Here is a 24,603-nt window from a genome sequence, read left to right on the forward strand (position 1 = left end):
AGTTATTTATATGTTCTGACTACAAAATAATGAATTATTTTATTGGAAGAGAATGCATATATTGATAATAATACAAATAATATGATAATTAACAATAAAAAAAAGAAAGGAACTACTATAATTATACCGAAAAATTCTTTTCTAAAAGCCCATAATAGCCCAATAGCTATAAATATATAAACATAAGGTAAAATAATTCTTTCTGTATTATGAGTTATCCATCTATGATAAAACTCTTTATACTCATCCAACTTCACCAATTCTTTAAATATTTTATTAGATGCTTTATACTTTTTTAATCTTCCTAAATTAATAGCAATCCATTTTTTACTTCCTATATACAAAGTATTATACTCATAGTAGTTTTTATCCAATTTGCCTATTAGAACCTCTAGTTGATCAGCAACTATTTTCCCTTTCTTATACTCTCCTTTATCATCAAGAATTCTTATATACATTATTTTCAGATAGATAAACTTTGAAATTGTAATATTTGTATTCGCATTCTCTAAATCATCAAAAAAACTTAGATTGTGCTTATAAAAATTTAAGAAAAGTTCATCTCTTTTCCCTTTTGGCACATCTTTCTTTAGAATATTATCCAGTTCAATAAGGATAGGGTGCTTAGATTTGTCTGAATTATTAGGAGGAGTATACATAAATATTTCTTTAAAAAGCAGATGCTTTCAAATTCAACCCTACAGTTTCTTCCAAACCAAAAATCAGATTCATATTATGCACTGCCTGACCGGAAGCTCCTTTTACTAAATTGTCGATACATGAAAGAATAAGCAGTTTATTACCATGCTTCTCAAGATGCAGAACACATTTATTTGTATTTATAACTTGTTTTAAATCGATATTCTTATCTGATATAATCGTAAATGGACTATCCTTATAATAATCTTTATACAATTTCTGGGCATCCTCTATTGTACCGTCGTAATTGAGATAGGTAGATACAAAAATACCTCTCGTGAAGTTTCCTCGCACAGGAATAAAGTTAATATCTTCACCAAAATTTGCCTGCAACTGATTTAGAGACTGTTTAATTTCAGTCAGATGCTGATGTTCGAAAGCTTTATAAACTGATATATTGTTTTCACGCCAACTGAAATGCGATGTAGCAGAAGGCTTCACCCCTGCTCCTGTAGATCCTGTGATAGCATTCACATGAATCTCAGAAGTCAGCTTATTTGCTTTTGCCAAAGGTAACAATCCTAGCTGTATAGCAGTTGCGAAACATCCCGGATTAGCCACATAGGAAGACTGCTTGATTCCTTCTTTATTCAACTCAGGAAGACCATAAATAAACTTATTTCCTACTGCTTTATGTCGATAATCTGTAGAAAGATCAATTATTTTCAGGTGATTAGGGATATCATTCGCATCCAAGAACTTCTTAGTATCACCATGTGCTGTACAGAAGAATAAAACATCAATCTTATCATAAGGTAACTGATCGGTGAAACTCATATCTGTTTCTCCCAACAGACCTCCATGTACATCTGTCAGCTTATTCCCTGCATTACTTGTACTATTTACGAATACAAGTTCTACTTGCGGATGATTGAGCAATATCCTTATCAGTTCTCCGGCTGTATAGCCTGCTCCACCTATTATTCCTGCTTTTATCATTTATTTTTATATTTACCACAGAGTGAACGGAGTCTCTCGGAGTTTATAAAATGTATCTCTTGATACCGTCCTTTAATGATTTTACATTAAAATTCATCAAGAAACCAACTTCTACTGTTGAAAGTTTCATATAAGTTAGAAGTTGAGCTGTATGAATATCCAATAGTTCTTTAACTGATTTCAATTCAACAATAACAGTCTCTTCTATTAAGAGATCTATACGATAACCCGCATCAATTTCTATTCCTTTATATTCTACAGGTAATTCTAATTGTTTTTCAACAGATAATCCATTTTTCGTTAATTCGTAGAATAAACATTCCTCATAGACTTTTTCAAACAAACCCGGCCCTAACTCAGAATGTACAGCGTACGCACACTTTAGTATTTCTCCGGTAAGTTCTGCCTGCTTTAACATAAATAACTCCGAGCGACTCCATTCACTCCGTGGTTGATCTTAAATATTATTTTCCGTTTTTCTTCTGCACACTATGATATATCTTATTTGTCATAGCGTATATTTTGGTAAATCCTTTAGCATCATCCGAAGTCCAAGCTTTATTCATTTCGCCATATTCACCAAAGTCTGCCTTCATCAGGTCAAAATCGCTTTCTACACCTACAAGCGTATAATGATAAGGTTTGAGCTCTACGATAACACGTCCTGTGACATTACGTTGCGAACTTTCGAGCATCGCTTCTATATCACGCATCACAGGCTCTAGGTACTGCGCTTCATGTAGAAACATTCCATACCAGTTACCTACCTGATCTTTCCAGTATTGTTGCCATTTAGTAAGCGTATGCTTTTCCAACATTTTATGGGCATTGATGATAACAATAGGTGCAGCAGCTTCAAAACCTACACGTCCCTTAATACCTATAATAGTATCACCTATATGCATATCACGACCTATAGCATAAGCGGATGCAATTTCTTCAATTTTCTGTATCGCCTTTACTTTATCGGTATATTTTTCACCATTAACAGCAGCTATTTCGCCTTCTTCGAAATCAATAGTCAGTGTTTCCGACTCTTGCTTTTTCAACTGAGAAGGATATGCTTCCTCAGGAAGAGTTTGGTTCGATTTCAATGTTTCTTTTCCACCGATACTTGTACCCCAAAGACCTTTGTTGATGGAATACTCCATTTTTGTGAAGTCAGCTTCATACCCATGCTCTTTCAGATAATTGATTTCATACTCACGGGTCAATAAGAGGTCACGAGTTGGAGTAATTATTTCGATACCTGGAGCAAGGACATCAAAGGTCAGGTCGAAACGAACCTGATCATTTCCGGCACCTGTACTTCCATGCGCTACGGCATCAGCACCTATTTCTTTTGCATAATTGATAATAGCAATTGCCTGAAAAATACGCTCCGAACTAACAGATATAGGATATGTACCATTACGCAGCACATTGCCGAAGATCATATATTTGATACTCTTCTCATAATACTCTTGTGTTATATCAAGACTAACATGTTTTGAAGCACCTAGTTTATATGCCTTTTGCTCTATAACCTCAAGTTCGTCAGCAGTAAATCCACCTGTGTTTGCTATTGCTGTATATACCTCATAACCAAGGTCAGCAGATAAATATTTAGCGCAAAACGATGTATCTAATCCCCCACTGAATGCTAAAACGACTTTCTTCTTCATTTCTTCAATTGCTTTTTTAGGTCTTTTATGATTGTTTTTATTTCTTTCTTGTCTTTCTGCTTCTCGGGATCGAAAAGCATCGCTGTACAAATACAGTATTTACGCTCGGTACGAGTAAGCACATCGTAATTTACACAACCTTGACAACCACGCCAGAAAGCGTCATCATCCGTCAGCTGAGCAAATGACACAGGTACATAGCCAAGTTCGGTATTTATTTTCATTACTGCTGCTCCCGAAGTCAGACCAAATACCTTTGCATCAGGAAACATCGCTCTAGCCAACGAAAAGGCATGTTGTTTGATTTTTTTCGCTAATCCATGTTGTCTGAATTTCTCAACAACAATAAGTCCCGAGTTTGCAACATATTGCTTGTTTCCCCACGATTCGATATAACAGAAACCTGCAAATTCCTCTCCTATAAGAGCTATAATTGCTTTGCCTTCTTTTATTTTGAGTTCCAAGTATTCAGGTGAACGTTTTGCGATCCCTGTGCCACGCACTTTTGCCGCAGCTTCTATAGTATTTAATATTGTCTGCACATAGCCAAGATGCTCTTCTCCTGCTATTTGTATGGTGAGTTGTTGTTGCGCATCCATTTTTTTGTCTAACACAAGTTCTTCTATATTGTTCATTTTAGTTGATCTATTCAATGTTTGGAATAAAGGTAGATAGTGAAGCTATAACTTCTTCTCTGCTCACATTTTCTTTTGGTATAATCAGTATGGTATCATCACCAGCCACTGTCCCCAAAATATATTTCGAAGCTTTATTATCTATTTCACCTGCTATCGCCATTGCATATCCCGGACGGGTTTTAATGATAGCCAGTTGTCCCGAGAATTCTATCCCTACGAAACCGAAGGATGAAAGCGGAGATTCCTCCGAAGTCGTACCCTTTGCATCTGGTAACTGATATATATATGTTCCTTTCGACGTCGGTGCTTTTACGACTTTCAACTCTTTAATATCGCGCGACAACGTAGCCTGAGTAAGCTCAAAGCCCTTTTCAGTTAGTATCTTAAGCAGCATATCCTGACTATTTATCTCATTAGCCTGAAGTACTTCTTTTATTATTTTATGTCTAATTTTTTTAGTCATACATGTATAAATATACAAACAAGATGCAAAAATATACATAATAATGCATATCTAAAATTTTAGATGTATAAAAATTATAAATTTCTAAGGATATGTGTATAAAAATCAATCAATGGGTTTCGCTGCCGGTATTCCCATATCTTCAGCTTCGTCACTATCAAATTTTCCAGAATACTCTTCGGATCGGCTTATATGGTATTCTCCGTATTCATCATTTGTATATCTTTCATTTGTTGAGTTGAGTAAGAAACTATCGCTGAAAGAAACCTCCTTTTCAAGCCCGAGATCTTTTAGGCTATAAGTTTTACCTTCATGCTTTATAGAATCAGAAAATTCATATAGGTGAGCCTTATAAATTGCATCCTGATATTGTTTCTCTATGATTAGTAAATCTAGATTATAGTACTTCCCATTCGATGAAGAACCATCTGAAGAAACAGAGAACTCAAATCCATGAGACGTCTCAATCTGCATAATCCGATCTTGCAAATCCCATTCGAAAGAACATTGTTCAAAATGAGAACTTATAAAGAATGAATATTTGGGTTGACCATATTTTTCTTTAAACCCATGCATAAAACGAGCTCTGTCTTCAAGTGTATTAAATCTCCCTGTAGCATAATAGGCTACAGGCTTTTTGTCTCTATTTGTTAATATAGATAATTTATCAAAGTATGCATTTCTAAATTTGGCAACACTATCCAAAGTCGGAGTTTGATATAAATACCCAAATTCCTCTTTAGGCACTTTCAGCTCTAAAGCATCGGATATTACAGTGTTAATTGTATACCTCAGCATATCATCAGTCAGTTTGCCATCTCTTATACTGTCATATTCTGCGTAACCATCTTTAAGAATAAGATGTCGGGAATATAAGAGAGAAACATTCTCCTGAAAATTGACTCTTTCCAAGTCGAAAGCACCACACTTCTCGAGAGTAGCGGGGTGCTTGATACATGAAAATAATAATAGGAATGTAAAAGTAAGTGATAAGGTTATTTTAATCATATTTTTTATAGCTATAAATTCAACATCATTTTCTCTTGCAATTTAATATTATCAGATGCGCTGCCTACCATAAAAGTGAAGTCTCCGTTAGGCTCAACGACTCTATTCATTTTCTTATCAATAATAGAAAAGTCGTCCTTTGTCAATATAAGTCTAATCATTTTAGTCTCACCTTTCTTCAAATTGACTCTTTCAAAGGCTTTCAACTGCATAATGGGCTGCACAACAGAAGCCCTATTATTTCTCAGATATAACTGAACAACTTCGTCTCCATCAAAATTTCCTGAATTTCGAAGTTCTACCGTAACTTCAACACCTGAATTGCTCTTATTGATCTTCAAATTGCTATATTCGAAACTGGTAAAGCTAAGCCCATAACCGAAACTATACAATGGCTTACTAGTCATCTCCACATAATCGTGACTTGCCGGATTCCTGTGATTATAATATACAGGCAATTGCCCTACCGATTTGGCTACCGACATTGGTAGACGTCCCGCAGGGTTATATTCACCAAACAGAACATCAGCTATCGCATTGCCACCTTCTTGTCCCGGATACCAAGCTGATAGTAGTGCATCTGCATTTTCTGACGCCCAGTTCATATTCAAAGGACGACCTTGAATATACACCACGACAACAGGTTTGCCTGTGGCTTTTATAGCCTTCAATAACTCTAATTGTTTCCCCATAAGATCTAAACTAACTCTATCAAAGCCTTCGCCGCTCTCCATATCGCTTATGCTATGCTCATCAGTAACAGCAGCACCTGTTTCTATATATTTTGTTTTAAAATCACGTGCACTGGAACCTCCAACTACAACGACAGCCACATCTGATCTTAAGACGGCTTGCACAGCCTTATCTATATCAGTATTTAGGGTATCTCTGATAGCACAGCCTTTCACATATTCTATTTGCGACTGTTTGAGTTTAGATCTGATACCATCCAAAACAGTCTTAACATTGCTATCATCCTGTGGTGCTGTATAATCGCCTAACTGATTGTATACATTATCAGCATTAGGACCTATCACTGCTATCTTCTTTATTTTACTCTTATTAAGAGGTAAGATATTATTTTTGTTTTCGAGTAATACAATCGACTCTCTTGCTACTTGTCTTGCCAATGCCATATTTTCTTGTGTTCTAACAACCTGTTGTGCATTGTTTTCATCGACATATGGATTTTCGAAAAGTCCCATATCGAATTTCAATTTCACTATTTTATATACAGCCGAGTCAATCTGAGTTTCACTAACCATGCCTTTTTTTACAGCATCAGACAATGTAAAGAAAGCATTACCTCCCAAATCACAATCAAGTCCTGACGTTAATGATAATATAGCTGCGTCCTGTATTGTTGATACAACATAGTGACTTCCTCTCAATCCTTCGATACTACCCAAATCTGACACAGTAAAGCCTTTAAAACCCCAATCTTTACAAAGAACATCTTTTAGCAAATATTCGTTCGATGTACAAGGAATACCATCCACCGAATTATAGGCAGTCATCACTGACAAAGCGCCTGCTTTAACAGCTTTTTCGAATGGAGGTAAATAGTTTTCTTTCAAGTCGCGCATTCCCACACTGTTGCTATTACCATTATGTCCGCCATCGGGGATTCCATAAGCTACAAAATGCTTCAATGTAGAGATTAAACTGTATGGTTTACTCAAATCTCCACTTCCAAAACCTGTCACAAAGGCTTCTCCCATTTTAGAGATCAGTACAGGATCTTCTCCATACGTTTCTTCCACACGAGACCACCTAGCTTCCCTCGCCAAATCTAACACAGGGCCATATCCGATATGCGAACCCTGAGAGCGAGCTTCTTTGGATATCACCGCACTCATTTGTTGTATAAGACTAGGGTTCCATGTTGCCGCTTGTCCTATTGCAGTGGGGAAAACAGTAGTACCAATCGCCATATGACCATGAGGACACTCTTCAGCTAGGAAAATAGGAATACCCAAGCGTGTATTCTCCATTATATAACGTTGTAAAGCATTACCCGCTTTAGCTGCCAACTTCGGATTTACTCCGTTTTCTAATGTTTTTTTAGTCCATGGATCTGCCCGAAAAGTGGCCCAAAGCATACCTATATGACGCTGTTGAACATATTCTTCAAACTTTTTAGAGTGTGTCACCTGATCTCCGTTGCGTTCATACATCTCCCAACCGAGAGGACAAAGCAACTGACCTACTTTTTCCTCCAATGTCATGTGACTGATAAGGTCGACGGTACGCTCTTCGCTTGACAGCTTTGGATTTTTGTACTTATACGCTTGTGAGCACTTATTGTTTGAAATAAAAAGAGAGCAATAATGCTTAATTTAAAATAATTCATAAGTATATGTGTTCTTATATGATATATTTAACTTCTTTAAAGGCAAAATGTCTTTCTTCACCTTCTTTCGTTTTTAAAATAAGGATTCCCGAAGAATTAACATCTTGTATTCGGGCAAGGAAATTCGATAGTCCATCATTGTACAGATGATAACCATCTTTCCTGAAAAGAGATTCTTTATATTGTTTTATCAGAGAATCGGTCTTGCCAATTTTTATTTGCTGGTAATACACATTGATATTATCAACAACAGTCTTTAGTATTTCTTCAAGATTATAGTCTCTGTTAGTTATCTGTTTCAGAGATACAGGATTCGGAGCATCGCTTCTGAAATCTACCTGATTGATATTAATACCAATACCGGCAACAGAATGACCTATATTATCTTCGAGAATAGTGTTTTCTAATAGGATACCACATATTTTCTTTTCATTCCAATAGATATCATTAGGCCATTTTATAGATATACCCTCTGTATATTCTTGCAGACAATTTGCTACGGCTAGAGATACAATCTGTGATAGTATAAATTGCTCTCCCGCTTTTATAAAGCCAGGGAACAAAACAATACTAAAAAGAATATTTTTTCCCGCTTCCGACTCCCAGCCATTCCCTCTCTGACCTTTCCCTGCCGACTGAAAATCTGCCCAAACGACAGTACCTTCATCAACATTCTGTGTCTGGAGTAGTTCTTTTAAATAATTATTAGTCGAGTTAGTCTCCCTAATGTGAATTATCTCAGGCACAGTCGTCAACTATTTGGTAAGTTATTATATTCTGTTTGTTTTACTTTGGGTAGTTTCTTTATTACTTCGTCTACTGAGTGAAGAATCAATTCTTTAATAAGTTTATCTGGCACATCGCTATCAAGAACAATTGTATTCCAATATTTTTTATTAGAATGAAATCCGGGTTTTATCCCCGTATACTGTTCACGCAGCTCGATCGCTTTCTCCGGATCGCACTTGAGGTTAAGCCAAAATTCTCCATCTTTACTATCCAACGCCATATAAGCATACATCTTATCCATGATCTTGTAAACTAAGACATCCTCCCCAAAAGGAAATGTCTCTGTCCCTCCTTTTATCGCAATACAGGCTTCGCGCGCTTCTTCTATATTCATTTTCTGATTTATTAGATCTTGTTCTTCAAATAAGATTTTCTTAAATTTATACAGATGATCGCAAATAATGAGGTATCAGTTTATAGGCGCAAAAAATGCATCATCTATATGGTCTATTTCGAACTTCTGTCCTGTCCAAATTGCTGCAATAACATCAAAGCGGGCCGGTAAATCTATATTAAATTCCTTCAAATAGAAATCTGCCGCCTCTACAATCCTTTTTATTTTCCGTTTCGATACTGCGTCTTCCGGATGTCCCTAATAATTACTACTTCTTGTCTTTACTTCTACAAAAATAATAAACTCTTCGTTTCGAGCAATAATATCTATTTCGTATTTCTCATGAGTCCAATTTTGCTCAATGATCTTGTACCCCTTTTGTTTTAGAAGATTAACTGCTGCTTCCTCACCTCTTTTCCCAAGATCATTATGCTCAGCCATAGACTACTTAAAGTTTTAGAACTTTATTTACATTATCATATAAAGGAACGAGATTTGCTGTATCCACAGTTAAGCAGTACTCAACAGAATCTTGCAAGTTATTTGCTTCAAGCCTCTTGATATGTTCGGTACGATTAATATAGCCTCTCAAATCAGACTTAGCCTCTTGCCACATCGATAAAGCAACCTGAGTGGCATCTGAAGCAGACGCATATCCTTTTGCCATCAACCTATCGGCTAAAGCTCCGCCAAATAATGTATCTTCAATATTAAAACGATTGTTCCACCCCGCGCAGAGTATCATTACGTCTTTTTGCTTTTGTATACAAAATTCAGTCAATGCACTTATATTCGAAAAAGCTCCGATAGTCAAAATATCTGCATTTGCAGCGGCTTCGATTGCCTGAGTTCCGTTTGTCGTTGTAAATACTATTTCTTTACCCTCTACTTTTTCCTTTGTATAGTCAAACGGTGAATTTCCAAAATCAGCAAAATCACAACGTTTCACATTCCGCTCTGCTCCAACCAGATATCCTTTAGCCTTATATTGTTGAGCCTCTTCGATAGAAGCTACGGGAATAATACACTTAGCTCCATTTTTCAGGGCAGCACACATGGTTGTAGTAGCCCTGAATATATCAACCACTACTACAATATAGTTGTTGCTATCGACATAGTAAGGATACAAAGCTGGAGAAAAACAAACATCAACTTTCATCTATAATGCTGCTTTTATTCTTACTAACTTCTCCATCAAGCCTTCAAGCTGGTCTAGCGGAAGCATATTAGCTCCGTCAGACAAAGCATTTGCTGTATCGAAGTGTGTTTCAATAAACAATCCATCTACACCTGTAGCAATACCCGCTTTACACATCGTTTCTATCAATTTTGGCTGCCCGCCTGTTACACCCGAAGCCTGATTCGGCTTTTGCAGGCAGTGTGTTGCATCCAATACGACAGGAAAACCAAATTCTTTCATTTCAGGTATTCCCCGAAAGTCAACAACAAGATCAGAATAGCCAAAAGATGTACCACGGTCGGTAAGGATTACATTCTTATTTCCCGAATCCAATACTTTCTGCGCTGCAAATTGCATTCCACTCGGAGCCAGAAACTGACCTTTCTTTATGTTTACTATTTTACCTGTCTCTGCAGCAGCAATAAGCAGGTCGGTCTGACGGCAAAGAAATGCCGGAATCTGCAAAACATCAACATATTCTGCAGCCATTGCAGCCTCGTGAGTTTCGTGAATATCTGTTACAGTAGGAATACCAAAAGTTTCGCCTACCTTGCGAAGTATCTTTAAAGCTTTCTCATCTCCAATCCCGGTGAAAGAATCTACACGAGATCGATTTGCTTTCTTATAAGAACCCTTAAATACATAGGGAATATTTAGTCTATCTGTTATAGTTTTAACTTTTTCTGCAATACGAAGTGCCATTTCTTCTCCCTCGATGACACATGGTCCTGCCAGCAAGAAAAAATTATCATTTTTTAAGTTCTCTATATTCATTTTTTATTTGTTTGATTACTAGATAAAATAGTCTTCAAAGGTACAAACATTCTGCCATTTTCAGAAATTTTAGGTTTGTCATTGATATTATTTATTAGCAATATTAAAGGAATTAAGCTATTTTTATTGTTATATAAAAAAACATGATAATTATGGGAAAAGCCAAGAAGAAAAACTTTGTATTGGATACAAATGTAATACTACATGATTTCAGGTGCTTAGATAATTTTGAAGAAAATGACATATATATTCCCATTGTAGTTTTGGAAGAACTGGATAAGTTCAAAAAAGGGAATGATCAGATTAACTATAATGCCCGCGAATTTCTCCGCCAGCTCGATGCAATAACAGACGACAACTTATTTACGAAAGGAATATCTTTAGGCAACGGTTTAGGCAATCTCTTTATTGATACAAGTATAAAATCTCAAGAAAGGATAACCGAGATATTTCCGGAGAGAATACCCGATCATCGTATATTATCATCTGTTCTTGACATTTCGGAGCGTGACGGCAAAATAAAGACCATATTGGTAACCAAAGACATAAATCTGCGAATGAAGGCTCGTGCAATCGGGCTCCTGGCAGAAGATTATATAAATGACAAAGTTCCTGATATCTTTTTATTTGAAAGACAGCACAAAACATTCAAGGATATGGAGTCTTCGGTTATCGATGAACTGTATGCGAACCCGAACGGTGTTGATCTCGACCAGTTCAATCTGGAAACTTCGGTGAATGCGAATGAATGCTTCGTGATGAAGAACGGTAAAAAAAGTGTGCTCTCCAGATACAACCCGTTTACTAAAAAGATAAAGAAAATAGACAAGCAGATTTGTTACGGCATACAACCTCGAAATGCGGAACAAACATTTGCGATGGAGGTACTCACCGATCCCGAAATAAAATTAGTAGCGCTTACAGGAAAAGCGGGAACAGGAAAAACGTTACTGGCCTTAGCCTCAGCATTGAAACAAAGCGAGAACTTTGACCAAATACTCCTCGCCCGCCCGATCGTTGCATTAGGAAACAAAGAATTGGGATTCTTACCCGGTGACGAAAAACAAAAAATAGCACCTTATATGCAGCCTCTTTTCGACAATTTATCTGTAATAAAAAATCACATTCCTTACGGTGGTGCTGAGTACAAGAATATAGAAGCGATGCAGGCAAGTAAGAAGCTGGAAATAGAAGCATTAGCTTATATCCGAGGACGAAGTTTATCAGAGATGATCTGTATTATCGATGAAGCTCAAAACCTGACACCTCACGAAATAAAAACCATTATAACCCGTGCAGGTGAAGGAACGAAAATGATTTTTGCAGGAGATTTACAACAGATCGACTCTCCTTATCTTGATGCTCAGTCAAACGGGTTGGCTTACATGATAGATAAAATGACAGGACAAGATATTTTTGCACATGTCAATCTGATAAAAGGAGAAAGAAGTAAGCTATCTGAGATAGCAAGTATATTATTGTAATAACAATCTAAAAACAATAACATTTCAAGAAATATAAATGGACAAATTCTATCTCAGAGCTTATAGTATACTCATCGTAACAATGAGTATACTCACCATCCCTTGTTTAGCCCAAACTGTAGATAATCATAAATGGAAAGAAGGTATCCTAGTGGATGAATTCATTTATGATTCTGCTGAATTCCCCTCGGTTCATGCAGCTACAATTGCTGAAACCCCGTCGGGTTTGATTACGGCATTTTTTGGCGGAAAATATGAAGGACACCCCGAAGTCAATATATATACTTCTCGTTATACAGCCACAGGATGGACTCAGCCAGTGAAGGTAGCGGATGGCATCGTGAGCGATACTTTAAGGAAGGCCTGCTATAACCCGGTCTTATTTCAATATCCCGATGGCGAATTGCTATTGTTTTATAAAATAGGAAAGAATGTGCAAGATTGGACAGGTTATCTTATCCGCTCATACGATGACGGACAAACATGGACAAAACCCGAAGCGCTACCGGAAGGTTTTCTGGGTCCAATAAAAAACAAACCTATTCTGATTGGGAATAAACTAATTTGCGCATCGAGTACAGAGAATGACGGATGGCAGGTTCACATGGAAATTACCGAAGATAGAGGGAAAACTTGGAGAAAAACATCTCCGATCAACAGCAAGCCTTGGAATATTATTCAACCAAGTATATTAACATTAAACAATAATGTATTGCAAATTGTATGTCGCTCTCAGAACGAACATATCATATCGGCTTTTTCGAAAGATGAAGGAGAGACGTGGAGCGATCCTATAGCTCTTTACTTACCGAATAATAATTCGGGGACGGATGCCGTAACACTCAAAGACGGACGCCAACTAATGGTGTACAATCATGTAGCAGCATCGGAGAGTGCATATAAGGATAAAGCTCGTACACCGTTGAATGTCGCTCTATCTGACGATGGAATTACCTGGAAAGCATCGCTCATTCTCGAAGACTCGCCAATAAAGGAATATTCCTACCCATCGGTTATACAAGGACATGACGGTATGATACACATAGTATACACGTGGCGCAGAGAAAAAATTAAATATGTAAAAGTTGATCCGTCACTACTTAAAAGTGAAACAATCGTAAACGGAAAGTGGTAATAACAACTATAAATCCTCATTTTTACAATTTTCTGAATAAAAAAAGAATGAAATGCTTGCAATATTCAAAAAAATATTACTTTTGTAATCACATTTAAAACAACAAGCGTTAGAATGAATATTTTTTCTTATACATACTTTTTCTTTTTTTACTTTTACTTTAGAAAGTAGAACAGGATTTTGTATGAGAAATTTGGAGTGAATTAAAACAACAAGAATATATGGAATCCTGTCAAATATGACGGGATTTTTTTTTGATAACATTTTATGAAAAGAGTTGCGATACAAGGAGGATTAGGTGCATATCATGGGATAGCCGCAGAGAATTTTTTCGGAGAAGAAGTCGAAATTGTTCCATGCATTACTTTTCGTGATATTTTCACAACAATCAAAAAAGAACCGAATACGATCGGGATTATAGCCATAGAGAACACTATCGCCGGTAGCCTTCTGGGCAACTACGATCTGCTAAAAGAAAATAAACTCCCAATAGCAGGAGAATACAAACAACGCATCTCTCATTGTCTGGCGGCATTGCCCGGCCAAACAATTCATGATATAAAAGAAGTGGAATCGCATCCGATTGCACTCATGCAATGTACAGAATTCCTAGATACACTACCGGGTGTTAGGATTATAGAGCATGAAGATACGGCTTTGGCTGCAAAAGATGTAGCAGAGAAACATCTATCGACCACTGCTGCGATATGCAGCACCAAAGCGGCCGAAATTTATGGACTAAACATCTTAGCGAGGGGAATTGAGACAAATAAGCACAATTTTACTCGCTTTCTTATTATAGCAAACCCATGGGTGGTAGACGAACTACAAAAAGGAGAAGTTCTGAATAAATCGTCTATTGTATTTACAACTCCACATAGCGAAGGCAGCTTATCGAAAGTATTATCGGTATTTTCTTTCTACGGCATCAATTTGACTAAGATACAATCTCTACCAATAATAGGTAGAGAATGGGAATATCAGTTCTATGTAGACCTTACATTTTCTGATCTTACGCGATACAAGCAATCGCTACAGGCAATCCGCCCTTTAACAAGCGAACTAAAGCTTTTGGGAGAATATCCAAACGGAAAACAAAGCGAATTATAAAAAAACCACGATTTAACAATAGCAAACTGCTAATAACAATATGAGAACAATAGTACCGGCAGACCGCCTTAATACAGTAAGTGAATACTACTTTTCGAAAAAACTAAGAGAAGTAGCCGAAATGAACGCAATGGGGAAAAATGTGATTAGCCTCGGAGTGGGAAGTCCAGACCTCCCTCCTTCCGAAGAAACCACAAAAGCCCTATGTGAATCTGTAATAAAAAAAGATGTACACGGCTATCAACCACATGTGGGTATTGCCGAATTGCGTAAGGCTTTTGCTGATTGGTACAAAAGAACATATAATGTGAATCTCGACTTTGCAAATGAAATACAACCCTTGATAGGCTCAAAGGAAGGGATTTTACATATCTCGCTGGCATTTCTCAATCCGGGAGACGGAGTATTAGTGCCTAATCCGGGGTATCCGACATATAGTTCAGTGAGCAAGCTTGTTGGGGCAAATATTGTCTCTTACGAATTGGATGAGAATAACAATTGGCAACCGGATTTCGATGCATTGGAAAAGCTAGACTTATCGAATGTAAAACTAATGTGGATTAATTATCCTAACATGCCTACAGGTGCAAACGCTACGGTCGAATTATTTGAAAAAATAGTTGCTTTTGGAAAGAAACATGGCATAATCATAGCTCATGATAATCCTTATAGTCTTATTCTTAACGAAAAGCCATTAAGTATACTGCAAGTAGAAGGAGCGAAAGATATATGTATAGAACTCAATTCGATGAGTAAATCGCACAATATGCCCGGATGGAGAATTGGGACATTGGCTTCAAATGCACAATTTATACAATGGGTGCTAAAGGTTCTGACCAACATCGAGAGTGGAATACTAAAACCTATACAGTTGGCAGCCATTGCCGCTCTGAACAATTCGGGCGAATGGCACAAAGAAAACAATATCAAATTATACGCCAATCGCCGTCAATATGCAGAAGCTATTATGAAAGAGCTAGGTTGCACTTTTGATAAAAAACAATCGGGAATGTTTCTTTGGGGAAAGATTCCGGCAGAATACAAAAGCAGCGAAGAATTGGCTGACAAAATTTTATACGAAGCGAATGTTTTCTTAACCCCGGGATTNNTCGGGAACAAAGGAGAAGGATATATACGTATCTCTTTGTGCTGCAATGAAGACATGCTTAAAGAGGCTTTGGAAAGAATAAAAAAGGTAACAAATTAATATATGTCTTCTAAACTTCCTCAACGGAGGAGTATCCGATTCGCAAATTATGATTACAGTCAGGTAGGATTATATTTCGTGACGATATGTTGCGAAAATAGAATTTGTCGCTTTGGTAAAATACAAAACACTGATATCGTATTGAATGAGGCCGGTAGGATGATAAATACAGAGTGGAACAATTTAAAGAAACGTTTCTCGAATATAGAATTACATAATTATATTATTATGCCAAATCATTTTCATGGAATAATAGAAATTACAGATGTAGGGATACCCCTTGTGGGTATCCGAAAGACGAATGGGCAACCACAAGGGATTGCCCCTACTTTGGGCAAAATATTGGGAGCTTTTAAATCAATAACGACCGTCAAATATACCCATGGGGTTACTCAATTAGGTTGGGAACCCTACGATCAAAGAATATGGCAACGTAATTATTATGAACATATCATCAGAGATGAAAAATCACACCAGAATATATCTGATTATATAACAAACAATCCATATAACTGGGAAAATGACGAGTATTATATTTAATGTTTTAGATTGGAGAACAGATAATCAGGATAGCCGAAATTTATCTATTGTAGAGTAGTAAATTATAAGCAGTAAATAAAAGGTAACAGATAAAAACAGAATAAAAGTTGTCACCTTTGTCACTTTTTAGCTAAAATATAGAATAATCAAAAAACAAATTAAAATAAATATGAAACTAGATTCAATTTTACTTCCGGGAGTTGACCCGAAACGTCCTCTTGTAATAGCCGGTCCATGCAGTGCCGAGACTGAAGAACAAGTAATGAATACTGCAAAGCAACTAGCAGCAGACGGTATAAAAATCCTTCGTGCCGGAATATGGAAACCCCGCACTAAACCAGGTGGATTTGAAGGAGTTGGCAGCGAAGGTCTTGCTTGGCTCAAAAAAGTGAAACAAGAAACCGGAATGTACGTTTCTACTGAGGTTGCAACACAGAAACACGTTTATGAAGCTCTTAAATATGGCATAGATATGTTATGGATCGGCGCCCGTACAACAGCAAATCCATTCGCAGTTCAGGAAATAGCAGAAGCGCTACAGGGTGTTGATATCCCGGTATTGGTTAAGAACCCTGTTAATCCCGATTTAGAGTTATGGATCGGTGCTCTTGAACGCCTCAGCAATGTAGGTCTAACCAAGATAGGAGCAATACACCGTGGATTTAGTTCATACGATAAGAAAGTCTACAGAAACCTGCCTCAATGGCATATACCGATCGAACTGAAACGTCGTTTTCCTGATCTGCCTGTTATTTGCGACCCAAGTCATATCGGAGGAAAACGTGACCTTATACAGCCGCTATGCCAGCAAGCAATGGACTTAAACTATGACGGATTGATTATAGAAACTCATTGCGATCCTGAAAATGCTTGGAGCGATGCTTCTCAGCAGGTAACGCCGGTGAGGCTAAAAGAAATACTGACAGCACTTATTATTCGTGATGGTAAGCAATCGACAGAAGACCTTTCTGACCTTCGCAGACAAATAGACGAACTAGACGATCAGTTGCTGGAATTACTAGCAAAACGTATGCGCATATCATGCGAAATAGGTACTTTCAAGAAAGAGCACAACTTAACCGTTGTTCAGACAGACCGCTATGATGAAATTCTTCAAAAACGAATTGCTCAGGCAACATCTATGAGTATGAACCCTGACTTTATGCGTGTAGTTCTGGAAGCAATACACGAAGAATCTGTAAGACAACAGGTTGAGATATTAAACAAGTAACCGTATATGAAGATATTAATATTAGGAGCCGGAAAAATGGGCTCCTTCTTTACTGATGTATTAAGTTTCGATCATGAAGTTGCTATATTTGACATTGACCCCAAACGGCTACGATTTGTTTATAATGTAGTCAGAATGAGCAATCCGGAAGAGATAAGGGACTTCAAACCTGAAATTGTTATTAATGCAGCAACAGTCAAATATACCATTCAGGCATTTGAAATGGTACTGCCATATCTGGATGAAGATTGTATATTGTCGGATATTGCATCTGTAAAGACGGGACTAAAAGAGTTTTATAAAAAAACAGGCAGACCGTTTGCATCTACCCATCCTATGTTTGGCCCTACATTTGCCAATCTAACAGACCTTAGTACACAGAGTGCAATTGTAATTTCGGAATCGAACCATTGGGGAAAAATATTCTTCAAAGACTTGTATAACAGTCTTAAGTTGAACGTTTTTGAATATACATTCGAAGAGCATGACGAAACGATTGCATATTCCCTTTCAATTCCGTTTGCGTCTACACTTGTATTCGCATCGGTAATGAAGCATCAGGATGCTCCCGGAACAACCTTCAAGCGTCACATGAATATTGCAAAAGGGCTTCTGTCCGAAGATGATTATTTGTTGACCGAGATTCTCTTCAACCCTTATACTCCTGCTCAGGTGGAGAGTATACGAGGCGAACTAAAGCATCTTTTAGAGATCATCGAGAAAAAAGACAGTGCAGCAATGCTAAGTTTCCTTACCAAAGTAAGAGCGAATATAGCTGACAAATAGAATATAAAAAGAGACTGCAAAAGTCATACAATACTAATGCAGTCTCTACTCCTTATAACACCAATTACCAACCATAGTTAGCCTAACACCAAACAAACCTTGAATTCAGCTTTTATTTTTTATGTTTAAACAGCCATGAGGCAAGTCCTTTTTCTCTAAAGGCATTGTCCCAGCTATTATGATTAACTCCTTCATATTCGGCATATTCCGCATCACAACCCAATTCTTTGAGACGCTTATATATATTTCTCGAATTTTCTACAGGAACGACAGAGTCGGCACTGCCATGAAAAACCCAAACAGCTGTATTGTGGGCATACAAAGGCAGCTTACTCAAATCAGCACCCCCACAGATCGGAAAAGCAGCTGAGAAAGTATCAGGCAATCGCCACAACAGTTCCAATGTTCCCATGCCACCCATCGACAAACCTCCTACATATACTTGATGGGAGTCTACTTTCCCTGAGGTCAGCCAATTTTGCACCAAAGCAATCAGTGTTCTCATTGGATCTGTAATTCCCTCAGAAAGACCGAATGTCAATGTCATTTTATCATCAATCTGGTGACGAACGACATTGGCCCAATAACTATCAGCTGGACATTGAGGAGCTATAACGATAGCTGGATAAGCAGACTGAAAATTATCAATAAGGAACTGCTTACCATGAGTCAATTGCTTCTGATTGTCATTACCTCGCTCTCCTGCTCCATGAAGAAATACGACCAATGGATATTGCTTCGACTCATCATAGTTTTCAGGATACATCACCTGATATGGCAATGTATGCCCATCAAACATGAATGAGGCATTCTTGAACTGAGCAAAACTGAATAAAGAACAAATTAGAAAAATGAAAGATAAAACACCTTTTTTCATAACCTTAATTTTAAAATAACTGACATTAAAGATAACGATAATACATCTTACTTCATGTAAGTTATCATGCTATTTCCTTTTGATTCTATTACTCTTTAATTCAATGAAGGAGATTCAAAACCTAGTTTCTTAAGACCCTTTTGAACATCAGTATGACTCATAAATAGATTCCAAAGCAACTGCGAACGATAGTTCTCGATCATCACAGCTATTGTACCTTGGTCTATTGCTAAATAACGTTGCGGATACCAATTGTCTGTTTCACTAAATGCATCATAAAAACCATATTGCCCCCAAACCTTATCGCCCATGCTATATAGCTTGCGCATCACTTTCATTGATTCCTCCGGAGTATATACAATAGAAGACAAAGCTGCCGTAGGAGCTATTACACCGAGGTCTCCTTCTTCTGTCGGTTCGTGAGCACTATATCCTTTAACTGAATAACTAGCAGTCAAGCCCCAGCAATCTTCTCCATAACCTTTAAATCCTTTCGGGTTACGCAAGCAATACGCTCTATTTATCAGTGTATAATTTTTCATTTCCTGATAATAATCAGCATACTTATCTTTTAGCCCGGTAGGATTTAATCCTAAGAATGAATAATGAGCCCAGAATAAAGGGCCTGCTCCACTATTGCTTTGATAGCGCATATTCAGGTTATACCCTTCCAATTGATGAGGGGCAATAATCTTTCCGTTTTCTGCCCAACCTTCGTGATAGACCTCAGCCGGAGTACCATGAGTAGGAGAACATGCAGCCAGTACATAAGTGATGAGACATTCATTATATCCACGAATAGGAAAATTCATTTCCCATGAATGGTTAGGGCTCCAGTGCCAATACAATACATTTTGACCGTTACGATGCCAGTTCCAGTCGACATTTTTCCAAAGGTTGTCAATACGGACAGCTAAAGCTTTTTCTGCATCAGACCCATTTACATAATACTGATGAAGTGCCAACAAACCTTGTAGAAGGAATGACGTTTCAACTAAGTCTCCTCCATTATCCTTATCACTAAATCCTTTTACTTCACCCGTCTCACCATTCCACCAATGTGGAAATACACCATGAAAAGAATCTGCTTTTTCGAGAAAGTTTACAATCTTTGTAAACCGTTCTAAACCTTGTTCACGAGTTATATACCCTCTGTCTATTCCGGCAACAATAGCCATTATCCCAAAGCCACTACCTCCGGAAGTCACTACATTTTTATCATTTTGAGGATATACTCCATCTACATGAAAGCGTTCGCGAGCCATTCCACTCGTAGGTTCGGCTCCATCCCAAAAATAATTAAATGTCCTGCGCTGAACACTATCCAATAGAGCCTCATCTGTAATAGCAATTGGCTCTATGGTGCTATCATCAGTATCTTTATTGGATTTATCCTTACAGCTAATAGCCGCTAGCACAAGTATTATAGAAATGAATGGTATATATATTTTTTTCATATTATCTGTTTTAATAATAAACAAGAAAAAGAGACTAAGATTACATAGTCTCTTTTTCAAGACTCAGAGCATTTAATTTAATGTAAATCTCGCAGATTTAACATCACTACTATTACCTCCTATCATCACATCAAAATCACCTTTTTCAAATACATATTCGAGATTGTAATTGTAGAATTTCAATAACTCAGGAGTTATCTTAAAACTAACATTTTTACTTCCCCCTGCTTTGATAAATGTTTTTTCAAAACCTTTCAATTCTTTAACCGGACGTGTAACACTACCGACTAAGTCACGAATATAAAGTTGAACAACCTCAGCTCCATCATATTTTCCTGTATTTGTAACAGTAACTGAAGCGGTTAATTCTCCTTTTGCATCAAGTGTTGTAGAACTCAATTTAATGTCGCTATAGCTAAATGTAGTATAGCTTAATCCATATCCAAATGGATATAGCGGATCGTTGCTTACATCTAAATAGTTACTGCGGAATTTCTCAAACCATCTACCTTCCTGCAAGGGACGACCTGTATTTTTATGATTGTAGAATAAAGGAATCTGTCCTACATTCTGAGGGAAAGTAGCAACAAGTTTTCCACTTGGGTTGACATCACCGAACAAAACATCTCCAATAGCATGTGCTGCCTCTGAACCACCAAACCAAACATTAAGAATGGCAGGTACGTTTTCATTTTCCCAAGTCAAAGTCAATGGACGACCAGTAAACAATACCAAGACAACAGGTTTTCCAGTTTTCAATAATTCTCTTAACAATTCTTTCTGTACATCAGGTATACCAATTTCGGTACGAGAACTAGATTCTCCACTCATCTCAGACGATTCACCCAATGCTGCAACTATTACATCTGCATCTTTTGATATTTGCAATGCTTCTTGTAGCATTTCTTCATTACTACGAGTTTCCTTATCTCTATGTAATGTACGACCAAACATAGTTGCATTTTGTTCATATTTTGCATCATTTATCAAATGACTACCCTTTGCATACACAACCTTAGCATTATTTCCGGCTACCTCCTGAATACCTTCAACTACGGTTGCAGGTTTAGTAAGATCCACGGCAACACTCCATGTTCCGGGCATATTAGAGCGTGTGTTTGCCAAAGGGCCAACCACTGCTATAGTTCCACCTTTTTTCAAAGGCAATGTATTATTTGCATTTTTAAGCAAAACAAAACTTTCTGAAGCTATCTTACGAGCAACAGCACGATTTTCGGCTGTGTATATTTCTTTTTTTGCACGATTTACATCGCAATATTTATATGGATCTGCAAATAATCCCAATTTATATTTAGCTTCCAACACACGGCGACAAGCCTGATCTATTTCAGCTTGCGTAACTTTTCCTTCTTTAAGAGACTTGCCCACTGTAGCCAAGCCTTCACTTACCATATCCATATCGATCCCTGCCTTTAAGGCACGAGCCGAAACGGTTTGTAAATCACCAATTCCGTGATCTATCATTTCACTTATTCCGGTATAGTCTGTAACTACAAAACCGTTAAAACCCCATTGCTTGCGTAATACATCTGTCATTAACCATTTGTTAGCTGTAGCCGGAACTCCGTCCACTTCATTAAACGAAGCCATTACGCTCCCTACACCTGCCTCTACAGCAGCCTGATAAGGGTACATATATTCATTAAACATACGTATGCGACTCATATCTACCGTATTATAGTCGCGACCTGCTTCACCTGCACCATATAGCGCATAGTGTTTAACACAAGCCATAATATTGGAGTTAGACTTATACATGTTCTCTCCTACTCCCTGATATCCGCGAACCATCGCTTTTGCGATTTGTCCTCCAAGAAAAGGATCTTCTCCATTTCCTTCCGAAAAACGTCCCCAACGAGGATCTCTTGAAATATCAACCATTGGGCTGAATGTCCAGCAAATACCATCAGCACTTGCTTCTATTGCAGCGATACGAGCAGATTGCTCTACAGCAGCCATATCCCATGTAGCAGCCATTCCTAAAGGAATTGGAAATACGGTTTCATATCCGTGAATTACGTCCATTCCAAATATTAATGGAATTTTCAGACGACTCTGTTCTACTGCAATGCGTTGAACTTCTTTAATTTTCTCAACACCTTTTATATTGAANNAGATTAAGCTGTCCGATTTTCTCTTCCAGCGTCATCTTACTCATTAAATCATTGATAAACTTATCCATCTTTGGATCTTTCCCTTGTGCCAATATATTGCCCGAGAGAGCAAAGAAGGCCAAGAAGACCAATAATAATTGTCTTACAGTCATTTTACCTTAAATTTCAGTTATACCTTAACTCTAATTATTTCTTGCCTAAAACTAGTAAGGGCTAATTGTCTAGCCCTTACTATAAAAAATGTGATAACCTAATAAACCTTATTGATAGTTGGGGTTTTGTTTCAAAACGCCATTTGATTTATCGATTTCCGATTGAGGAACCGGAAGTAATGCATGCTTATCTTGATAATTTGTTTTACCTGCTGCATGTAACACTTCTTTAGCAGTACCCCAACGTACTAAGTCATAAAAACGGTCTGGTTCTAAAGCTAATTCTACTCTTCTTTCACGCTGAATAGCTTTTCTCAATTCCACTTTATCTTCTGTAGTAACCTTTGGCAATATACTGGTACTAGCTCCTCTCGCATGAGATCTTACCATTTCCAGATATTTCAAAGCATCTTCAGTCTGATCTAATTCATTTGCGGCTTCTGCAGCCATAAGAATAACATCCGGATAACGGATAATGCGTATATTAACCCAGAATCCTTCTCTCGTATATTTAGCTCTCATCGCAGGATTTGTGTATGCTTTTTTATTAAAGTATGCACCCATTGCAGATGATTCAGGAGACTCGCCATATGGCTTGTTTGTATTTTCAGGAGTAATAGCTGCACCCGGTTTTCTGAAATACAGAAGTGTAGCATCTTTACGTGGATCTCCAGGCTCGAAAGCTGTACCTAACTCTTTTGTTGCCATATGCCACCCCCAGCCAAGATTCCATTGTCCGGCTCCTCTCACGCCTTGCACCTGACAAAACTGGCTACCGATAGCTGTACTTGCAGGCATTGCCGCAGTAGCAGTACATTGCAGTTCAAAAATTGATTCGCCACAGTTCTCACCCGCATCAGTAAACACTTGATCAACAGATGTATTCAGATTATAGATTCCTGAATTGATAACTTCTTTAGATGCAGCAAGCATATTTCCCCAGTCGTTACGCATCATATATGTTCTGGCATGTAACGATTTGGCAGCACCCCATGTTAAACGTCCTGTATATTTAGCTTGCCAAGATTGAGGTAAATTTGCTTCAGCAAAAGTAAGATCAGCATCAATTAATGCATAAATCTCAGCAGCAGAGCTTTTAGGGATATTAGCCTGTGATGCGTCTTTTATTTTAAAGTCTATTTTAGGAACTTCACCCCATGCTCTTACCAAGTTGAAATAACAATAAGCTCTAAAGAATTTAGCTTCTGCTTCCAAGCTTCTAAGGTCACTGTTATTCAATTTCTGTATAGTATCTATAGTAGAGTTACAGTCATGAATTATCGAATAATTATGATTCCAGTAAGTTCCTAATATACCATTAGATGCTGTGTATTCAAAATCATCCCAAAATCTGGCGTTATCCGGTCCATCATTCTCAGTACTTCCTTTTTCAGAATCTTCGGAACGGAACATATGTACGGCAAATGCAGGAATTCCGGCAGTTATATTATAACTTCTCATTTTTGAGTAAACACCAAAGATTTTTGCTTCTACACCACCACTAGTATCGTCATCCTCAGTAAAACTTCCTTGAGGACTTTTGTCCAGAAAATCATTACAGCTGATAACCGATAATGCTAAAGCAGCAATTATAGCGGCATATATATATTTATTAAATATTCGTTTCATAATATATTGTTTTTATCTA

At 37.5% G+C, this 24,603-nt stretch carries 22 protein-coding genes and 2 pseudogenes; 7 read left to right on the top strand and 17 right to left on the bottom strand.

Going from position 1 to position 24,603, the window contains the following annotated elements; translation table 11 throughout:
- Positions 1 to 2: 2 nt before the first annotated feature.
- From B3P17_RS15455 to kdsA, 13 genes and pseudogenes are all read right to left on the bottom strand, one after another.
- Positions 3 to 659 carry a hypothetical protein gene (locus B3P17_RS15455; protein ID WP_291106215.1) on the bottom strand — a complete coding sequence of 219 codons (657 nt, stop codon included), beginning with the start codon at positions 657 to 659 and terminating at the stop codon, positions 3 to 5.
- A 10-nt stretch (positions 660 to 669) separates the two neighbouring features.
- Positions 670 to 1,638, bottom strand: coding sequence for an N-acetyl-gamma-glutamyl-phosphate reductase (gene argC / locus B3P17_RS15460; protein WP_252636604.1), 969 nt, complete (start codon positions 1,636 to 1,638; stop codon positions 670 to 672).
- 43 nt (positions 1,639 to 1,681) lie between these two features.
- Positions 1,682 to 2,056, bottom strand: coding sequence for a GxxExxY protein (locus B3P17_RS15465; protein WP_252636605.1), 375 nt, complete (start codon positions 2,054 to 2,056; stop codon positions 1,682 to 1,684).
- Between the two features lie 46 nt (positions 2,057 to 2,102).
- The gene (gene argG, locus B3P17_RS15470) at positions 2,103 to 3,302 is read right to left on the bottom strand and encodes an argininosuccinate synthase (RefSeq protein WP_252636606.1); all 1,200 of its coding nucleotides are present in this window, start codon (positions 3,300 to 3,302) and stop codon (positions 2,103 to 2,105) included.
- Entirely contained in the window at positions 3,299 to 3,937 is a 639-nt protein-coding gene (locus B3P17_RS15475; protein WP_291106220.1) for a GNAT family N-acetyltransferase, read from the bottom strand. The genes argG and B3P17_RS15475 overlap by 4 nt, the downstream gene beginning before the upstream one ends.
- A 10-nt stretch (positions 3,938 to 3,947) precedes the next feature.
- A complete protein-coding gene (argR, locus tag B3P17_RS15480) occupies positions 3,948 to 4,442 on the bottom strand; it encodes an arginine repressor (protein WP_252636607.1) in 495 nt (164 codons plus the stop codon).
- A gap of 66 nt (positions 4,443 to 4,508) precedes the next feature.
- Positions 4,509 to 5,411, bottom strand: coding sequence for a hypothetical protein (locus tag B3P17_RS15485; RefSeq protein ID WP_291106223.1), 903 nt, complete (start codon positions 5,409 to 5,411; stop codon positions 4,509 to 4,511).
- Between the two features lie 11 nt (positions 5,412 to 5,422).
- A complete protein-coding gene (locus B3P17_RS15490) occupies positions 5,423 to 7,750 on the bottom strand; it encodes a glycoside hydrolase family 3 N-terminal domain-containing protein (protein ID WP_414647347.1) in 2,328 nt (775 codons plus the stop codon).
- A gap of 28 nt (positions 7,751 to 7,778) precedes the next feature.
- Entirely contained in the window at positions 7,779 to 8,519 is a 741-nt protein-coding gene (locus B3P17_RS15495) for a biotin--[acetyl-CoA-carboxylase] ligase (RefSeq protein WP_252636610.1), read from the bottom strand.
- Positions 8,516 to 8,887, bottom strand: a complete 372-nt coding sequence (locus B3P17_RS15500; protein WP_252636611.1) for an MmcQ/YjbR family DNA-binding protein — start codon at positions 8,885 to 8,887, stop codon at positions 8,516 to 8,518. Before B3P17_RS15500 ends, B3P17_RS15495 begins: the two co-directional genes overlap by 4 nt.
- A 75-nt stretch (positions 8,888 to 8,962) precedes the next feature.
- Positions 8,963 to 9,328 (bottom strand): annotated as a pseudogene (locus B3P17_RS15505) (YraN family protein).
- A gap of 7 nt (positions 9,329 to 9,335) precedes the next feature.
- A complete protein-coding gene (locus B3P17_RS15510; RefSeq protein WP_252636613.1) occupies positions 9,336 to 10,046 on the bottom strand; it encodes a 2-phosphosulfolactate phosphatase in 711 nt (236 codons plus the stop codon).
- Positions 10,047 to 10,841 (bottom strand): 3-deoxy-8-phosphooctulonate synthase, encoded by a 795-nt coding sequence (gene kdsA / locus B3P17_RS15515; protein WP_252636614.1) that lies wholly within the window; start codon positions 10,839 to 10,841, stop codon positions 10,047 to 10,049.
- 152 nt (positions 10,842 to 10,993) lie between these two features.
- Here kdsA and B3P17_RS15520 point away from each other — a divergent pair, with 152 nt between their 5' ends.
- From B3P17_RS15520 to B3P17_RS15550, 7 genes are all read left to right on the top strand, one after another.
- The gene (locus B3P17_RS15520; RefSeq protein ID WP_252636615.1) at positions 10,994 to 12,325 is read left to right on the top strand and encodes a PhoH family protein; all 1,332 of its coding nucleotides are present in this window, start codon (positions 10,994 to 10,996) and stop codon (positions 12,323 to 12,325) included.
- Positions 12,326 to 12,362: 37 nt separating this feature from the next.
- A complete protein-coding gene (locus B3P17_RS15525; protein WP_252636616.1) occupies positions 12,363 to 13,460 on the top strand; it encodes a sialidase family protein in 1,098 nt (365 codons plus the stop codon).
- Between the two features lie 267 nt (positions 13,461 to 13,727).
- Positions 13,728 to 14,570: a prephenate dehydratase gene (locus tag B3P17_RS15530; protein ID WP_135103901.1), complete on the top strand. Its 843-nt coding sequence runs from the start codon at positions 13,728 to 13,730 to the stop codon at positions 14,568 to 14,570.
- Between the two features lie 40 nt (positions 14,571 to 14,610).
- The gene (locus tag B3P17_RS15535; RefSeq protein ID WP_291106231.1) at positions 14,611 to 15,777 is read left to right on the top strand and encodes a pyridoxal phosphate-dependent aminotransferase; all 1,167 of its coding nucleotides are present in this window, start codon (positions 14,611 to 14,613) and stop codon (positions 15,775 to 15,777) included.
- Between the two features lie 3 nt (positions 15,778 to 15,780).
- Positions 15,781 to 16,317: a transposase gene (locus tag B3P17_RS15540; protein ID WP_252636618.1), complete on the top strand. Its 537-nt coding sequence runs from the start codon at positions 15,781 to 15,783 to the stop codon at positions 16,315 to 16,317.
- Between the two features lie 169 nt (positions 16,318 to 16,486).
- Positions 16,487 to 17,548: a bifunctional 3-deoxy-7-phosphoheptulonate synthase/chorismate mutase type II gene (locus B3P17_RS15545; protein WP_252636619.1), complete on the top strand. Its 1,062-nt coding sequence runs from the start codon at positions 16,487 to 16,489 to the stop codon at positions 17,546 to 17,548.
- A gap of 6 nt (positions 17,549 to 17,554) precedes the next feature.
- Complete coding sequence (locus tag B3P17_RS15550; protein ID WP_006842521.1) at positions 17,555 to 18,334, top strand: prephenate dehydrogenase/arogenate dehydrogenase family protein; 780 nt, start codon at positions 17,555 to 17,557, stop codon at positions 18,332 to 18,334.
- Between the two features lie 112 nt (positions 18,335 to 18,446).
- Here B3P17_RS15550 and B3P17_RS15555 read toward each other — a convergent pair whose 3' ends face one another.
- The 4 genes and pseudogenes from B3P17_RS15555 to B3P17_RS15570 form a co-directional block, all read right to left on the bottom strand.
- Entirely contained in the window at positions 18,447 to 19,211 is a 765-nt protein-coding gene (locus tag B3P17_RS15555; RefSeq protein ID WP_252636620.1) for an alpha/beta hydrolase-fold protein, read from the bottom strand.
- Between the two features lie 95 nt (positions 19,212 to 19,306).
- The gene (locus B3P17_RS15560) at positions 19,307 to 20,668 is read right to left on the bottom strand and encodes a glucoamylase family protein (protein ID WP_252636621.1); all 1,362 of its coding nucleotides are present in this window, start codon (positions 20,666 to 20,668) and stop codon (positions 19,307 to 19,309) included.
- Positions 20,669 to 20,740: 72 nt separating this feature from the next.
- Positions 20,741 to 22,955, bottom strand: a pseudogene (gene bglX, locus B3P17_RS15565) (beta-glucosidase BglX).
- A 108-nt stretch (positions 22,956 to 23,063) separates the two neighbouring features.
- Entirely contained in the window at positions 23,064 to 24,584 is a 1,521-nt protein-coding gene (locus B3P17_RS15570) for a RagB/SusD family nutrient uptake outer membrane protein (protein ID WP_135103895.1), read from the bottom strand.
- Positions 24,585 to 24,603 lie beyond the last annotated feature (19 nt).

This window comes from Dysgonomonas sp. UBA7630 (assembly GCF_002483985.1).
Lineage (GTDB): Bacteria > Bacteroidota > Bacteroidia > Bacteroidales > Dysgonomonadaceae > Dysgonomonas.

What these genes read in the sequence shown, in the direction of transcription:
- B3P17_RS15540 (WP_252636618.1), top strand. Translation starts at nt 15,781, where the DNA reads ATGTCTTCTAAACTTCCTCAACGGAGGAGTATCCGATTCGCAAATTAT.
- B3P17_RS15525 (WP_252636616.1), top strand. Translation starts at nt 12,363, where the DNA reads ATGGACAAATTCTATCTCAGAGCTTATAGTATACTCATCGTAACAATG.
- B3P17_RS15465 (WP_252636605.1), bottom strand. Translation starts at nt 2,056, where the DNA reads ATGTTAAAGCAGGCAGAACTTACCGGAGAAATACTAAAGTGTGCGTAC.
- B3P17_RS15530 (WP_135103901.1), top strand. Translation starts at nt 13,728, where the DNA reads ATGAAAAGAGTTGCGATACAAGGAGGATTAGGTGCATATCATGGGATA.
- B3P17_RS15550 (WP_006842521.1), top strand. Translation starts at nt 17,555, where the DNA reads ATGAAGATATTAATATTAGGAGCCGGAAAAATGGGCTCCTTCTTTACT.
- B3P17_RS15520 (WP_252636615.1), top strand. Translation starts at nt 10,994, where the DNA reads ATGGGAAAAGCCAAGAAGAAAAACTTTGTATTGGATACAAATGTAATA.
- argC (WP_252636604.1), bottom strand. Translation starts at nt 1,638, where the DNA reads ATGATAAAAGCAGGAATAATAGGTGGAGCAGGCTATACAGCCGGAGAA.
- B3P17_RS15545 (WP_252636619.1), top strand. Translation starts at nt 16,487, where the DNA reads ATGAAACTAGATTCAATTTTACTTCCGGGAGTTGACCCGAAACGTCCT.
- B3P17_RS15555 (WP_252636620.1), bottom strand. Translation starts at nt 19,211, where the DNA reads ATGAAAAAAGGTGTTTTATCTTTCATTTTTCTAATTTGTTCTTTATTC.
- B3P17_RS15485 (WP_291106223.1), bottom strand. Translation starts at nt 5,411, where the DNA reads ATGATTAAAATAACCTTATCACTTACTTTTACATTCCTATTATTATTT.
- B3P17_RS15475 (WP_291106220.1), bottom strand. Translation starts at nt 3,937, where the DNA reads ATGAACAATATAGAAGAACTTGTGTTAGACAAAAAAATGGATGCGCAA.
- kdsA (WP_252636614.1), bottom strand. Translation starts at nt 10,841, where the DNA reads ATGAATATAGAGAACTTAAAAAATGATAATTTTTTCTTGCTGGCAGGA.
- argG (WP_252636606.1), bottom strand. Translation starts at nt 3,302, where the DNA reads ATGAAGAAGAAAGTCGTTTTAGCATTCAGTGGGGGATTAGATACATCG.
- B3P17_RS15500 (WP_252636611.1), bottom strand. Translation starts at nt 8,887, where the DNA reads ATGAATATAGAAGAAGCGCGCGAAGCCTGTATTGCGATAAAAGGAGGG.
- B3P17_RS15560 (WP_252636621.1), bottom strand. Translation starts at nt 20,668, where the DNA reads ATGAAAAAAATATATATACCATTCATTTCTATAATACTTGTGCTAGCG.
- B3P17_RS15510 (WP_252636613.1), bottom strand. Translation starts at nt 10,046, where the DNA reads ATGAAAGTTGATGTTTGTTTTTCTCCAGCTTTGTATCCTTACTATGTC.
- B3P17_RS15570 (WP_135103895.1), bottom strand. Translation starts at nt 24,584, where the DNA reads ATGAAACGAATATTTAATAAATATATATATGCCGCTATAATTGCTGCT.
- B3P17_RS15455 (WP_291106215.1), bottom strand. Translation starts at nt 659, where the DNA reads ATGTATACTCCTCCTAATAATTCAGACAAATCTAAGCACCCTATCCTT.
- argR (WP_252636607.1), bottom strand. Translation starts at nt 4,442, where the DNA reads ATGTATATTTTTGCATCTTGTTTGTATATTTATACATGTATGACTAAA.